This is a genomic window from Inquilinus limosus DSM 16000, from assembly GCF_000423185.1.
GTDB lineage: Bacteria > Pseudomonadota > Alphaproteobacteria > DSM-16000 > Inquilinaceae > Inquilinus > Inquilinus limosus.
This window is the reverse complement of sequence record NZ_AUHM01000005.1, coordinates 47,894-62,670: the sequence shown is the minus strand read 5'-3', so window position 1 is coordinate 62,670 and position 14,777 is coordinate 47,894. Positions and strand designations below refer to the sequence as shown.

11 protein-coding genes are annotated in these 14,777 nt (G+C 70.7%); 3 read left to right on the top strand and 8 right to left on the bottom strand.

What is annotated here, in order from left to right; genetic code table 11:
* Positions 1–16 precede the first annotated feature (16 nt).
* The 4 genes from G537_RS41965 to G537_RS0107610 all read right to left on the bottom strand — a co-directional run bounded on the left by G537_RS41965 (position 17) and on the right by G537_RS0107610 (position 6,651).
* Entirely contained in the window at positions 17–1,228 is a 1,212-nt protein-coding gene (locus tag G537_RS41965; protein ID WP_051248135.1) for a CHRD domain-containing protein, read from the bottom strand.
* A gap of 113 nt (positions 1,229–1,341) precedes the next feature.
* The gene (locus G537_RS41960) at positions 1,342–3,993 is read right to left on the bottom strand and encodes a beta strand repeat-containing protein (RefSeq protein WP_051248133.1); all 2,652 of its coding nucleotides are present in this window, start codon (positions 3,991–3,993) and stop codon (positions 1,342–1,344) included.
* A gap of 205 nt (positions 3,994–4,198) precedes the next feature.
* On the bottom strand, positions 4,199–5,446 hold the full coding sequence (locus G537_RS0107615) for a glycerate kinase type-2 family protein (protein ID WP_026869604.1): 1,248 nt from the start codon (positions 5,444–5,446) through the stop codon (positions 4,199–4,201).
* 116 nt (positions 5,447–5,562) lie between these two features.
* A complete protein-coding gene (locus G537_RS0107610; protein WP_026869603.1) occupies positions 5,563–6,651 on the bottom strand; it encodes a hypothetical protein in 1,089 nt (362 codons plus the stop codon).
* Between the two features lie 121 nt (positions 6,652–6,772).
* On the opposite strand from G537_RS0107610, the gene G537_RS36905 reads away from it, so the two are divergent.
* Both G537_RS36905 and purN read left to right on the top strand, forming a co-directional pair.
* Positions 6,773–7,834: a LacI family DNA-binding transcriptional regulator gene (locus G537_RS36905; protein ID WP_051248131.1), complete on the top strand. Its 1,062-nt coding sequence runs from the start codon at positions 6,773–6,775 to the stop codon at positions 7,832–7,834.
* Positions 7,831–8,442, top strand: coding sequence for a phosphoribosylglycinamide formyltransferase (gene purN / locus G537_RS0107600; RefSeq protein ID WP_034850986.1), 612 nt, complete (start codon positions 7,831–7,833; stop codon positions 8,440–8,442). The genes G537_RS36905 and purN overlap by 4 nt, the downstream gene beginning before the upstream one ends.
* Positions 8,443–8,722: 280 nt before the next feature.
* Here the strand turns inward: purN and G537_RS0107595 are convergent, their stop codons facing one another.
* The 4 genes from G537_RS0107595 to G537_RS0107580 all read right to left on the bottom strand — a co-directional run bounded on the left by G537_RS0107595 (position 8,723) and on the right by G537_RS0107580 (position 13,462).
* Positions 8,723–9,718, bottom strand: a complete 996-nt coding sequence (locus tag G537_RS0107595; protein WP_026869601.1) for a substrate-binding domain-containing protein — start codon at positions 9,716–9,718, stop codon at positions 8,723–8,725.
* Positions 9,719–9,742: 24 nt separating this feature from the next.
* Positions 9,743–10,717, bottom strand: a complete 975-nt coding sequence (locus tag G537_RS0107590; RefSeq protein WP_026869600.1) for an ABC transporter permease — start codon at positions 10,715–10,717, stop codon at positions 9,743–9,745.
* A complete protein-coding gene (locus tag G537_RS0107585; RefSeq protein WP_026869599.1) occupies positions 10,714–11,700 on the bottom strand; it encodes an ABC transporter permease in 987 nt (328 codons plus the stop codon). Before G537_RS0107585 ends, G537_RS0107590 begins: the two co-directional genes overlap by 4 nt.
* 223 nt (positions 11,701–11,923) lie before the next feature.
* Positions 11,924–13,462 carry a sugar ABC transporter ATP-binding protein gene (locus G537_RS0107580; RefSeq protein ID WP_211230322.1) on the bottom strand — a complete coding sequence of 513 codons (1,539 nt, stop codon included), beginning with the start codon at positions 13,460–13,462 and terminating at the stop codon, positions 11,924–11,926.
* A gap of 343 nt (positions 13,463–13,805) precedes the next feature.
* Here G537_RS0107580 and G537_RS36900 point away from each other — a divergent pair, with 343 nt between their 5' ends.
* Positions 13,806–14,747, top strand: coding sequence for a DMT family transporter (locus tag G537_RS36900; protein WP_162146091.1), 942 nt, complete (start codon positions 13,806–13,808; stop codon positions 14,745–14,747).
* Positions 14,748–14,777: the final 30 nt, after the last annotated feature.

Genomic DNA, 14,777 nt, shown 5'->3' with positions numbered 1-14,777 from the left:
CGGCTTCGGCCGGCCCCTACAGCACGAAATCGCCCGCAGCCAAAGCGTGGTCGGACAGCACGACGATGGCGATATCGGGCGTCTTGTCGCCGTCGGTGTCGCCATAGACCGCCTGGTAACCGTCGGGGATGGCCACCACCCGCAGCTCTCCGGCCGTGCCGGTGAAGCCGCCGGTGCCGAAGACGAAGGCGGTGCTGCCCGCGACGGCGCCGTTGGCGTCGATCGCCGACAGGTCGATCCTGTCGCCGGTCGTGAAGTCGTTGATCGTATCGCGGCCTGCGGCCGCCACGGTGCTGTCGGCCGTGCTGCCGTAGGCGAAGCTGTCGGTGCCGGCGCCGCCCTTCAAGGTGTCGGCGCCCGCGCCTCCGGTGAGCACGTCGTTGCCGCCGTCGCCCCACAGTCCGTTGGCGCCGGCATTGCCGGTCAGCCGGTCGTCGAAGGCCGAGCCGAACAGCTGCTCGACACCGGTCAGATTGTCGCCGGCCGCATCGCCGCCGGATGCCGTCCCGGCGCCGAGACTGACCGTCACCGCGGCCGTGCTGCTGTCGTACACCGCCGTGTCGATGCCGGCACCACCGGCGAGGGTGTCGCCGCCGGCCCCACCGATCAGGATGTCGTTGTCGGCCCCGCCGGTCAGGCTGTCGGCGCCGCCGCCCCCGCGCAGATTGTCGTCGCCGCCGAAGGCGTCGATGACGTCGGCGGCGCCGGTGCCGACGAATCTGTCGGCATTCTCGCTGGCGCGGGTGACCAGCTGACCGCGGATCGCGCCGCCGCCGAACTGGGCGGTGTGGATGTTGAAGTAGAACGAGACGTCGTTCGGGCCGGTCCCCGCCTGCAGCGCGGCGACGATGTCGGCCGTCAGCGGATCGCTGTCGGTGGTCTCCCAGACGCCGCTGATCGTGACCGAGCCGTCGCCGTTCTCGACGATGGTCAGGTCGTCGTCATCGTCGGTCACGCCCCGCGGCAGGATATCGAACACGACCCCGCCGTTGCTGCCGCGGGCCTGGGCGTGGATGTGCATCAGGGTGGCGTCGTCGAGCGGATCCGCCGTCCGCCCGACGCCGTCGATCAGTTCGCCGAAATCAATGCCGGCGGAGACCGTGACCGAATAGGTCATGGCGGTGCCCGCCGTGTTCAGGCTCACCGTCGCCACGCCGGTCGCGGTCTCGGTGCTGCCCGTCCCGACCTCCTGGGACGAGTCCAGATTCGCTGTAAAGGTGGTGGTCATGGCGAATCTCCCCTTTTCCCATGCTGCCTTTGGGGGACTGTTCGGTTCGACGCGCCTGCCTGTTTCGCCCGGACCGCCGCCGTCAGCGGCGGTCCGGGGTCGAGGGGCTGTTTCTAGAGCAGGAAATCTGCTGCAGTGAGCGCGTGGTCGGAGATGACGTTGATGGCGAAGTCCGGCGCCTTGTCGCCGTCGACATCGGCATAGACCACCTGGATCGCCCCCGCCGTCACCACCCGCAGCTCCCCGCCGTCGCCGGTGAAGCCGCCGGTGCCGAAGGTGAAGGCGGTGTCGCCGTTGGCCGAATTGCCGTCGGCGTCGATCGCCGAGAGGTCGATCCGGTCGCCGGCCGCGAAATCCGCGATCACGTCCTTGCCGAGGCCCGAGACCGCGCTGTCGGACAGGGCCGCGTAGACGAAGCGGTCGCCGCCCGCCCCGCCCTTCAGCAGATCGCCGCCGCCACCGCCGGTGAGCACGTCGTCGCCCGCCCTGCCCCACAGCGTGTTGGCGCCGGTATCGCCGGTCAGCGTGTCGGCCTGGGCCGAGCCCAGCACCTGCTCGATGCCGGACAGGGTGTCGCCCTGCGCATCGCCGCCGGAGGCCGCGCCGCTGGCGAGGTCGATCGTCACCCCGGCGGCCGAGCCGGCGTAGCTGGCCGTGTCGGTGCCGGCGCCGCCGGTCAGGGCATCGGCCCCGGCCGCCCCTTCCAGCAGGTCGTTGCCGTCGCCGCCGTCGAGCTGGTCGTCGCCCGCGCCGCCGTAGAGGATATCGTTGCCGGCCTCACCGAGGACGGTGTCGTTCTCGCTGCCGGCATCGACGGAATCGGCGCCGATGCCGCCATGGATCGTGTCGACCCCGGCGCCGCCGACGAGCCGGTCGTTGCCGTCGCCGCCGTCGAGGCTGTCGTTGCCGGCTTCCCCGGCCAGGGCATCGTCGCCGCCATTGCCGACGATGGTGTCGTCGCCGAGCTCGCCGCCGATGATGTTGCGGACGTTGTTGCCGGTGAGCTGGTCGTTGTGGCTGGACCCGTAGAGGTTCTCGATATTGGTCAGCGTGTCGCCCGCGGCGTCGCCGCCCGAGGCGGAGCCGGCCAGCAGGTTGACCGCGACCGCCGCGGCCGAGCCCTGGTAGTTGGCGAAGTCCGAGCCGTCGCCGCCGTTGAGCGTGTCTCCCCCCGCCCCGCCGCGGAGCGTGTCGTCGCCGGCGCCGCCGCTGAGCGCGTTGGCGCCGGCGGAGCCGTAGAGGTCATCGGCCTGGGCCGAGCCGGTCAGATTCTCGATCGCCGTCAGCACATCGCCCTGGGCGTCGCCGCCAGTGCCGGTGCCGGCCGCCAGGTCAGCGGTGACCCCGGCGGCGGAGGCCGAGTAGTCCGCCGTGTCGGCGCCGTCGCCGCCGAAGAGCTGGTCCGCCCCGGCGCCTCCGGCCAGCACATCGTTGCCGAGGCCGCCGGTGAGGATGTCGCTTCCCGCCAACCCGTCGATCGTGTCGTTGCCGTCGGAGCCGATCATGCGGTCGGCCCCGGCCGAGGCCACCAGGGAGATGCGGAACACGTCGAAGCCGGTGCCGTTGGCATCGGCGCCCGCCCCGGCATTGGTCGCCTGCGTCTGGAAGGTGACGGTGCGGCCGTCGGCCGAGATCGAAGGCGTGTTCGAGAGATCGTTGAGCTGCGACCCGTCGATGCCGACGGAGAGGCGCGTCACCGCGCCCGTGACCAGATCCTTCAGGAAGACGTCGCGGACCCCGTTGGTGTCGCCGGCCACCAGGTTGCTGGCCGCGCTCATGAACACGACGTAGCGTCCGTCGGCGGAGATCACCGCCTGGCCCGAAAGGTCGTTGGACTGGCTGCCGTCGGTCGCGGTGGAGACGCGGGTCGTGGTGTTGGTCTGCAGGTCGCGGACGAAGATGTCGGCGGCGCCGTTGGTGTCGCCGGCGACCAGGTTCGTCGCGTCGCTGTTGAACACGACATAGCGGCCGTTGCCGGAAATCGAGGCGCCCGACGATGCGCCGTCGCCCGATCCGCCGCCGGTGGAGACGGAGACGAGGGTGGTGGTGCCGGCGGCGATGTCGCGGACGAAGACGTCGCCGACCGCGCCGTTGCTGTCGTTCGCGGTCAGGTTGCTGGCGTTGCTGACGAAGGAGACGCGGTTGCCGTCCTCGGACAGGCGGGCCACGAAGGAGGCTCCGTCCGACTGCGAGCCGTCATTCGCCACCGAGACGCGGGTCACCGCGCCGGTCGACAGGTTCTTGACGAAGATGTCGCCCACGCCATTGCTGTCGCCGGCCACCAGGTTGCTGGCCGTGCTCTGGAACCCGATGAAGGCGCCGTTGCCGGTGACGTCCACATTCTGCGACGCGCCATTGGCCTCGCCGCCGGCGGAGGTGGTCGAGACGCGGGTGGTGACGCCCGTCTGCGTGTCCCGCATGAAGATATCCAGGACCGCGTTGGCGTCGCCGCCGACCAGATTGGTCGCGGTGCTGCTGTAAAACACGAAGCGGCCGTCATCGGTGATCGCCGGCACGCTGGAGACGTTGTTGCCCTGCGTCCCTCCGGTCGCCGTGGAAATCAGCGTGGTGGCGCCGGTCTGCGTGTCGCGCAGGAACACGTCGAAAAAGCCGTTGGCGTCGCCGGCGACCAGGTTGGTCGCGGTGCTCTGGAACACGACATAGCGGCCATCGGCCGACATCGCGGCGCCGGTGGCGATGTTGTTGGCGCTGTTGCCGCTGCTGTCGACCGAAATCCGGGTGATCGAGCTGGCGTTGACGGTCATGACGGAAGTCCTCCCACCCAATCTGTTGCCGACGGCGCTCGGTTTGCTGGACTCCGCCCGTCGAGAAATTGAAAAGAAATGAAACTGGCGGTGATAAATAGGCGTGCGTTCACACGCCGGCTTCAGCGTTCTACACGCCCCGCTTCGCTCCGGCAATCGCCGGAGACTTGCATCAAATCCAACATGTTCGGCGATGCAGCCGGAATCAGCGCACCAGGATCGCCCGGAAGTCGTTGACGTTGGTCAGGGTCGGGCCGGTCACCACCAGTCGGTCGAGCGCCGCGAAATAGCTGTAGGCGTCGTTGTTGGCCAGGTACTCAGGCGCGGACAGCCCCTTCTCGCGGCCTTGCGCCAGCGTCGCTGCGTCGATCCAGGCGCCGGCATTGTCCTCCGACCCGTCGATCCCGTCGGTGTCGCAGGCGATGGCGGCGATGCCTGGGCGGTCCTGCAGTTGGATCGCCAGCGCCAGCAGGAACTCGACATTGCGGCCGCCGCGGCCCTGGCCTCTCACCGTCACCGTGGTCTCGCCGCCGGACAGCAGCACGCAAGGCCGCGGCGCCGGCTGGTCGTGCCGTGACGCCTGCTCGGCGATGCCGGCCAGGACGCGGCCGACCTCGCGCGCCTCGCCCTCCAGCGCGTCCCCCAGGATCAAGGGCGTCAGGCCCAACTCCCGCGCCTTCGCCGCCGCCGCCTCCAGCGCCATCTGCGGCGTCGCCAGCATGTGCAGATCCTGTCCCGGCGGCAGTTCGGCCGGAGCGGCGTTGGCGCGGATCGCGCGCTCGACCGTGTCGGAGACCGGGATGTCGTAACGGCGCAGGATCGCGAGCGCCGTCTCCGGATCGGCGCCGCCGACGACGGTCGGGCCAGAGCCGATCACCCCCGGCTCGTCGCCCGGCACGTCGGAGATCAGATAGGTCACGGCCCGCGCCGGCGCCGCGGCCGCGGCCAGGCGCCCGCCCTTGATCGCGGACATGGCCTTGCGCACCGCGTTCATCTCCTGGATCGGCGCGCCGGAGCGCAGGAGGGCCTTGTTGATCGCCTGCTTGTCCTCGAGGGTCAGCCCCTCGGCCGGCAGCGACAGCAGGGCCGAGGCGCCGCCCGAGATCAGGAAGACCACGAGGTCGTCCGGCCCGGCGGCGCGGGCGAGGTCGAGGATGCGGCGGGCGGCGGCCCTGCCGGCCGCGTCCGGCACCGGATGCGCGGCCTCGACCACCTCGATCCGTTCGGTCGGCGTGCCGTGGCCGTAGCGGGTGACGACCAGGCCTTCGCAGGGATGCGGCCACAGCGTCTCGAAGGCCCGCGCCATGCGCGCCGCGCCCTTGCCGGCGCCGAGCACGATGGTGCGGCCCGTCGGCGGCTCCGGCAGCAGGTGCCGCATCCGCGTCTCCGGATAGGCGGCGCCGAGCGCGGCCTGGAACAGGGCCTCGAGGACGGCGCGGTCGGACGCGGACATGGAGGCCCCTTCATTGGATGCGGCTGCGGGCGCCCATCCAAGGCGAGGACCGGCCGCGGTTCAAGAGCGAATCGCAGGCGAGCGGCGATGAATGTTCCACCCCGCGAAAAAGCGTCTTACAGCCCGATCCGCTCCGCCTCGAAGGGCAGCGTCACCGCCGGGCCGCCGGCGATGCGCAGGTCGAGGCCGGCGGCGCCGTGGCCGATCGCCTCGACCCGGTCCCAGCCCGGCTCGGCCGGGACGGCGCCGAAGGCATAGGCGATCTCGACCCGGCCCGTGGGTTCGAGCGCGATCGCGGTCGGGTAGCCCTCGGCGTTCAGCGGGTTCGGCCCGGCCGAGGCGCGGTGGCCGAGATGCAGGTACATGCAGCCCTCCTCGATCCCCAGCACATGGCGGTGCCGGCCGGAGAAGGGCGGGTAGTCGCGGCCGCCATTGCTCATCCACAGCAAGGTGAAGGGCAGCCGGCTCGGGTCCTTGAGGCCGAAGAACAGGAAGCCCTCGCGCGCCGCCAGCGCCGCCGACCAGCCGAGCGGCGACCCCGGCGCCTCGGCCAGCAGCACGATGTCCTCATGGCTTTCGGCAAAGGGGTAGCGCGAGGCGTCGACCATGCGCCCGTCGGCCAGGCGCAGCGCATCGAGCCCGGCGAAGCGCTGCGGGTAGTGCAGCACCGAGCGGCCGCGCGCCGGGTCGGGCTCGACCGGCATCGGCGGGGTGGTGCCGAAGGCTTTGGGCGAAAAGCTGAGCGCCGCCCCGCCCGGCGCCCGGATCATGGCGTGATGCGCCATCGGCAGCGCCCCGGCGCCGCCCTCGAACACATGGCGCTGATAGACGATCGGCTGGCCGCGGCGTAGCGTGATCGCCTTGCGCACGGTGGCGCCGAACACCTTCTCCTGCAGGGTGAAGCGCGCGGTGACGCCGCCCGCCTCCCGGTCGATGCCGTCGAGATCCCAGTGGCCGTTGGCGGTCCAGCCATGGCCGGGCGCGCCGTCCAGGTCGCTGTCGGCGAAGGGGGCGCAGAAGAAGTCGCCGGCCAGGTTGCGCAGGCCGAGCGGGATCTCCTCCGGCAGCGCCTCGCCGCTGTCGATCCAGGGCGCCCGGTGCAGCGGCCGGATCTCCCTCCCCTGCCAGCGCACCACGACATCGTGCAGATGCCCGCCCGCCGGGTTGAACACGATCTGGACCGTATCGACACCGAACTCGATCATCGTCCTCTCCCGGATGGCCTGGCAGCGGGGTAGCATCGATGCCGCGGCGACGCGAGCGTGTAAACGTCAACATCGGAGCGATTGCAGCCGTCGGGGATTCCGGCGAGAATCCCGGCACGCCATGGCCGATCGCTCCAAGACCTCCCCTGTGAACGTTTTCCCGGCGCGCCGGCCGACGATCCGCGACGTGGCGGCGCGGGCGGCGGTGTCGATCGGCACCGTGTCGCGCGTCGCCGGCGGCAGCGCCCGGGTGGCGGAGGCGACGCGGGCGCGCGTCCTGGCGGCGATGGCGGAGACCGGCTACCAGCCCAACGCCGCCGCCCGGACCATGCGTACCAGCCGCACCCGGACCATCGGCTTCCTGATCCCGGACATGGCCAACCCGGTGTTCTCGCGCGTCGCCATCGGGGCGGAGCCGGTGCTGTCCGCCGCCGGCTACATGCTGTTCGCCGTCTCCTCCAACCGCTCGCCCGCCCGCGAGATCGCCTTCCTGGAGGCGGCGCAGCAGCGGCAGATGGACGGGCTGATCGTCACCCTGGCGGACGAGACGCATGCGCCGGTGGTCGAGCGCCTGGGTCGGATCGGCGTGCCGCTGGTGATCCTGGACCGGGACGTGCCGGTGGCGGCGGACGTGGTCTACAGCGACCACGCCCGGCCGATCGAGACGCTGGTGCGGCAGATGGCGGCGCAGGGCCATAAGCGGATCGCGCTGATCACGGCGTCGGAGAAGATCCGCCCCGGCCGCGCCCGCGCCGAGGCCTTCCGCAAGGCCATCGCCGAGGCCGGCCTGCCGGTGGAGGAGCGGCTGATCCGGTCCCGCGCCCAGACCGCGGACTACGGCGCGGCCGAGGCGCACGACCTTTTGACCGGGCCGACGCCGCCGACCGCGCTGATCGCCGGCGGCAACGAGATCTTCCAGGGCGCCCTGCGCGCGATCCGGCTGCTGGGCCTGTCGGTGCCGCAGGACCTGTCGCTGGCCGGAGCCGACGACCGGGTGCTGGCCGAGCTGGTCGACCCGCCGATCACGGTGATCGACCGCGACATGGCCGAGGTCGGCGCCACCGCGGCGCGGATGCTGCTGGAGCGGCTGGACGGCCTCGACGCCCCGCCGCGCCGGGTGCTGCTGGGCAGCAGCGTGGTGCTGCACGGGTCGATCGGGCGGCCGAAGGGGAGGTCGCGATGAGCGCGGCTTTGCGCCTGGGCTTCCTGGCCTCGCATGGCGGCACCAGCATGCGGGCGATCGTCGGGGCGATCGGCGATGGAACGCTGCCCGGCCGCGCCTGCATGGTGGTCGGCAACAACCGGGACGCGCCGGCGCTGCAGTTCGCCGAGACCGCCGGGATCCCGCACCGCCACATCAGCGCGACGACCGAAGGCGGCGAGAAAGCGGCCGATCTCGCGATCTGCCGGGCGATGCAGGAGGCGGGCGCCGAATGGCTGGTGCTGTCGGGCTATCTGCGCAAGATCGGCCCGGCCACGCTGGACCGCTATCGCGGCCGCATCCTCAACATCCACCCTGCCCTGCTGCCGGAATTCGGCGGCCGAGGCATGTACGGCCGGCGCGTGCACGAGGCGGTGCTGGCATCCGGGGAGACCACCAGCGGCATCACCGTCCACCTCGTCGACGGCGAATACGACCACGGGCCGATCGTGGCGCAGCGCGAGGTCGCGGTGCTGCCGGGCGACACCGTCGAGACGCTGCAGCAGCGGATCGCGGCGGCGGAGCCGGCCTTCTTCGTCGAGGTGCTGCGGTCGATAGCTGCGGGCGAGTTGAGCCTTCCGCCCAGCTAGTACTAACGGCCGGAAATATTGACTCGTCATGGCGAGCCCCGCAGGGGCGTGGCCATCCAGCGGCACCGACCCCCCTGGATGGCCACGGCGCTTCGCGCCTCGCCATGACGGGAAAAGGCCGGAAGTCGATCTCAAAGGCCGCTGGTATAATTCCACGTCATCCCGGACAAGCACCGGAGGGGCGCAGATCCGGGATCTCTTTCCAGCCCGAAGAGATCCCGGGTCTGCAGCGCATCACTTCGTGCTGCGCTGCGCCCGGGATGACGATGAGGACGGCGCCTCAGAAATTGAACTGGCCGATATTGCTCTTATCGAAGGTGGTCGGCTGGGACTGGGTCAGGATCTGGTTGTTCTCGCCGACCTTGATCGTGCCCAGCTTCGGCACCTCGAAGCTGCTGCCCGGCTTCAGCTCGATCTTGCCGCCCATCACCCCGACCGCGAGGTGGGAGGCCAGCCAGCCCTCGTTGTAGGGGCTCCACAGCTGGAAGGCGGTGACCGTGCCGTTCTCGATGAAGCGGCGCATCTGGTTCGGCGTGCCGAGGCCGGTGACCTTGACCTTGTCGGCCTTGCCCGCCGTCTCCACCACCTGGGCCGCGGCGGCGACGCCGACCGTGGTTGGCGAGATGATGCCGGCCAGGTTCGGGTAGTTGGCCAGGAGGGCCTCGGTCTCGGTCGTGCTCTTCTGCGGGTCGTCGTCGCCATAGGCGATGGTGACCAGCTTCATGTCCTTGTACTTGGGATTGGTCTCGAGGACCTTCTTCATGTCGGCGATCCAGACATTCTGGTCCGGCGCGTCGGTGGTGGCGGAGAGGATCGCGACCTCGCCCTTGTAGCCGATCAGCGAGCCCATCAGCTCGACCTGGGCCGCGCCGGTCTGCGAGAAGTCGACCGGCAGGATCGCGGCGTCGCGATGCGCCTCGTTGCCCGGCACGTCGGAATTGACCACCAGGATCTTCACCCCGCGCGACCGGGCGCGGTCGAAGATCTGGTTCAGCGCGTCCGGGCTGTTCGGCGAGATGGCGATGACGTTGACGCCGCGCTGGATCTGGGCGGTGACGAAGGGGATCTGCGAGGTCGCCTCCGGCGTCGCCGGGGCGACCGTGGTGAACTCGCAGCCCAGCTCCTTGCAGCCGTCCTCGAACCCTTTGATGATGCTGTCGAAATAGGGGTTCCCGGTGTTCTTCGGGATGTACACGATCTTGACCGGGTCGGCCGCGAGGGCGGAGCCGGCGAAGAGGCCGGCGGCGACCGCCAGCGCGGTGAGAAGCTTGGGCATGGTTTCCTCCTTGTTCGACTCTTGTCAGCGTCTTCGGGCGGCGGTGATCGCGTTCGAGGCGATGATCGACAGGATCAGCAGCAGGCCCAGCACGGTCAGCTGCGCCTCGATCGCGATGTTGGCCACGGTCATGCCGGTCTGGATGATCACCAGCAGCCACAGGGCCAGGAAGGTGCCGGCGATGGTGCCGCGGCCGCCGAAGATCGAGGTGCCGCCGAGCATCACGATCAGCACCATCTGCAGCTCGCCCCCCGCGGCCAGGTCGTAGCGGACGGAGCCGAGGCGCGAGGCCATCATCTGGCCGGCCAGCGCCGAGACCACGCCGGAGGCGACGAACAGGATGGTCTTGATCCGGTCGACCCGGATGCCGGCGTGCCGCGCCGCGGTCTCGCTGGTGCCGATCTGGTAGATCTGGCGGCCGAACACGGTGCGGCCAAGCAGCAGGCCGAGCAGCAGCGCCAGCACCAGGAAGATCAGGACGGGTATCGGGACGATGCCGATCTCGACGAAGTCGATGCCGACGAACCACGCCGGGAAGCCGCCGATCGAGCGGTCGCCGGCGAAGATCTGGGCGATGCCGCGATAGAGCGTCATGGTGCCGATGGTGACGATGATCGAGGGCAGGCGCAGCCAGGTGACCAGGAGGGCGTTGAAGCCGCCCATCGCCGCCCCGGCCAGGACACCCAGCGCCATGGCCGCCGGCATCGGCAGCCCGGCCTTGGCGGCGAGCGCGAACAGGCAGGTGGACAGCGCCATCATAGCCGCCACCGACAGGTCGATCTCGCCCGAGACCACGATCATGGTCAGGACCAGGGCGACGATGCCGAACTCGATCGAATAGGTCGCGCTCTCCAGCACGAAGCCGAGATCGGCGAAGAAGGGCGACAGCTGCGTGCCGGCGACGGCGGCCGCGACCAGCAGCAGGAAGGTCATCGTCTCCGGCCGCAGCAAGGCGCGGCGCCAGGAGGTGGCGGGTCGTTCCATCGGCAGCACCGTCATGCCGGCCCCCGGCGCCAGAGATGGGCGAAGCCGCCTTCGCGCACCGAGCGGTCGATCACCAGCGCCAGGATGATGATGGCGCCGTAGATCGCGTTCTGCCAGAAGCCGGAGATGCCGAGGATCGGCAGCGCCACGGTGACCGAGCCGAGCAGCAGCACGCCGAGCGCGGTGCCGGCGACGTTGCCGGTGCCGCCGTTGATGCTGACCCCGCCGATGACCACGGCGGCGATCACCGTCAGCTCGAAGCCGACGCCGGTGATGCCCGGGTTCACATAGCCGAAGCGGGAGGCGTAGAGCAGGCCGGCGAGGCCGGCGCAGGCGCCGGACAGGGCGAAGACGGCGAGCGTCACCGGCACCACCCGGATGCCGCGCAGCCGCGCCGCCGGCGGGTTCGAGCCGATGGCGTAGATCTCGCGCCCGACGCGCAGATGGCGCAGCGCCAGATGGGTGGCGATGGCGACGGCCAGGGCGATCAGCACGATCCAGGGGATGCCGACCGGCGAGGTCTGGGCCATGCGGATCAGGGCCGGCGGAATATGGTTGGGGTCGACCTGGCGGCCGCCGGACAGGATGAAGACCAGCCCGCGGAACAGGCTCATCGTGCCGAGGGTGACGATGATCGAGGGCAGGCCGAACAGGGTGACGACGAGGCCGTTGACGAGGCCGAGCCCGGCGCCGATGGCGACCGCCAGCAGGAAGCCGAGCCAGATCGGGAAGTCCGGGACGTCGCGGAAGATCATGCCGACGGCAATGGCGGCGAAGCCGAGCACCGAGCCGATCGAGAGATCGACGTGCCGGGCCAGGATCACCATCATCTGCCCCATCGCCGCGACCAGGATCAGCGGGATGGCCAGGAGCACGATGCGGAAGGTCTCCCAGGTCAGGAAGCGCGGCTCGATCGCGCCGACCACGGCGTAGAACAGCACCAGCATCACCACGATGCCGGCCTCCCGCGCGGCGAGGAGGCGGGTCAGGGCGGTCATCGGGGTGCCCCCTCGCAAACGCTTCCGAGTCCCCCCTCCCCTCGCGGGAGGAGGTAGGGGGAGGGGGTTGTCGATGAAGCCGGCCGGCCTGACCTCGGCGCGCGACGACCCGATTGCTTGGACGAGGCGAGGACGGCTCTTGCGGCGCCACCCCCCTCCCCCTGCCCCCCTCCCGCAAGGGGAGGGGGGACTATAAAGAGCTGCGATTGCCTTAGAGCCAACATCACGCCCCCTCCGCCCGGCGGCGGGGAACGGCGGCGGCCATGATCGCCTCCTGGGTCGCCTCGGCGCGGGTGAACTCGGCGGTCAGCCGGCCCTCGGACATCACCAGGATGCGGTCGCTGAGGGTCAGCAGCTCCGGCAGCTCCGACGAGATCAGCAGGATCGCCCGCCCGTCCGCGGCGAGGGCGTTGATCATGTCGTAGAACTCCGCCTTCACGCCGATGTCGATGCCCCGCGTGGGCTCGTCGAGGATCAGGATCTCCGGGTCGGTCATCAGCCAGCGCGCCAGGATCGCCTTCTGCTGGTTGCCGCCGGACAGCTCGCCGATCGGCTGGCGCGGCGAGGCCAGGCGGATGCGCAGCTTCTCGATCGCGCCGCGCGCCGCCGCCCGCTCCGCCGCCGTGCTGATCACCCCGCGCCGCGCGATCCGGCCGGGCGCCGCGGCGGTGATGTTCTGGTCGACCGGCAGCGACCGGAAGATGCCGGCGGCGGCCCGGTCCTCCGGCACATAGGCGAGGCCGAGGCCGATCGCCCGGGCCGGGTCGGTGATCACCACCTCCCGCCCCTTCACCCGGATCCGGCCACGATCCGCCGGGGCGATGCCGAACAGCGCCCGGGCCACGTCGGTGCGGCCGGCGCCGACCAGCCCGGCCATGCCCAGCACCTCGCCGCGCCGCAGGGTGAAGCCGATATCGGCGAAGCGGCCGGCGCGGCCCAGCCCCTCGACCTCCAGCGCGGTCTCGCCGATCGCCGCCTTCTCCTTGTGCAGGAAGGCCTTGAGCGGGCGGCCGATCATCAGCCGGATGATCTCGCCATCCGGCAGGTCGGCGGCCGGGGCGGTCGCCACCCGTTCGCCGTCGCGGAAGATGGTGACCCGGTCGCACAGCGCCCGCACCTCCTCCAGCCGGTGGCTGATGAAGACCACGGCGCGGCCCTCGTCGCGCAGCCGGCGGACGATGGCGAACAGGGTCTCGACCTCGCGCGGGGTCAGGGGCGCCGTCGGCTCGTCCATCAGGATCAGCCGGCTGTCGGCGGCCAGCGCGCGGGCGATCTCGACCATCTGCTGGTCGGCGATCGACAGGCCGCCGGTCGGCCGCGTCACGTCGATGGCGACGCCGAGATCGTCCATCAGCCGCCGCGCCGCGCCCGCCATGCCGCGCCAGCGCACCCGGACGAACGGGCCGCCGTCGGCGCCGCCGATGAACAGATTCTCCGCCACCGACAGATGCGGGAAGGAGATCGGCTCCTGATGGATCAGGGTGATGCCCAGGCGCTGCGCCTCGAGCGGCGAGCCGATCTCGACCGGCCTTCCCTGCAGCAGCAGGCGCCCGGCGCTGGGCCGGTGCACCCCGGCGAGGATGCGGGCGAAGGTCGACTTGCCGGCGCCGTTCTCGCCCAGAAGGGCATGGATCTCGCCGCCGGCCAAAGCCAGGTCGATGCCGCGCAGCACCTCGACCCCGGCGAAGGATTTCGAGATCCCCTCCGCGGCGATGACGGGCGGCGCGGACAGTTCGGACGATGCGGTTTCCCGGACGCTCACATCCCTCCCCTCGGCGCTCTTCGCCCGCGAGACGGGCCCGCGCCGGCGCCTATTCATCAGACCGTTGCCATGTTTGGCCGAATCCGTGTGAACGTCAACATCCGAGCGGTGAGGTTTCATGGCGCCGTTTCGGGCAGCGGCCCGGCTGGAACCTGTTAAAACGTTTCCATAGCAGGTATTGCAATGAGCCGATCCGGGCGCATGCCAGCCCTTCCGGCTTCGATCACCCACTTCTCCGTCGACGGGAGTATGTCTGACATGCGGGAGGGGCGGCGCGACCCCGCCCGGCGGGGAGACCGGAACGACCATGCGACTCTGGCGGCGCGGCGACGAGACTGTCCCGATGGCCCCTGCCCATGCGCCAGCGGCGCCACCCGCCGCCCTTCCCCCGGCCGCCGCATCCGGCGCCGAGACGCCGCTGCTCGGCGTGCTCTGCTCGCTGCTGGCCAACCTGATGTTCGCGTCCAGCGACGCGCTGGTGAAGGGCCTCACGGCGAGCTATTCGATCTTCCAGATCATCCCGATGCAGGTCGCCTTCGCCTGCATCCCGATCCTGATCATGCTGCAGCGCGACGGCGGGTTCCGCCGGATGCGGGCGGCGCATCCGCGGCTGATCGCGCTGCGCGGACTCCTGGCCGGGATCGGCACGATCTTCGGTTTCTACGCCTTCTCCGCCCTGCCGCTGGCCGACGTCTACGCCATCGCCTTCTGCACGCCGATGGTGGTGACGATCCTGTCGATCCCGATCCTGGGCGAGCAGGTGCGGGCCCATCGCTGGGCCGCGGTGGTGGTCGGCTTCCTGGGCATCCTGGTGATGGTGCGGCCGGGCTTCGAGACGCTGACGCTGGGCCATCTCTCGGCGCTGTGCTCGGTCTTCACCGGCGCCGGGGTGGTGCTGATCATGCGCAAGATCAGCCGCGACGAGCAGCGCGCCGTGCTGGTGACCGCGGTGATGCTGGGGCTGCTGACCACCAGCCTGCCGGTGGCGGTCTTCGTGTTCGAGCTGCCGAGCTGGTTCGACCTGCTGCGGGTCGGCGCCGCCGGCCTGCTGATGGGATCTGCCCAGTTCCTGGTGGTGCGGGCGCTGTCGCTGGCCCCGGCCAGCACCATCGCGCCGATGCAGTACACGATGATCGTCTGGGCCCTGGCCTATGGCAGCCTGTTCTTCGGCAACGAGATCGACCCCTTCGTCGTGATCGGGGCCTGCATCGTCATCGCCTCGAGCCTCTACATCATGCACCGCGAGCGCATCCGCGGCCGGACGCTGCGGGCGCATGTGAAATAGCTTTCGGGATATTGCACGGCTGCTAAAATA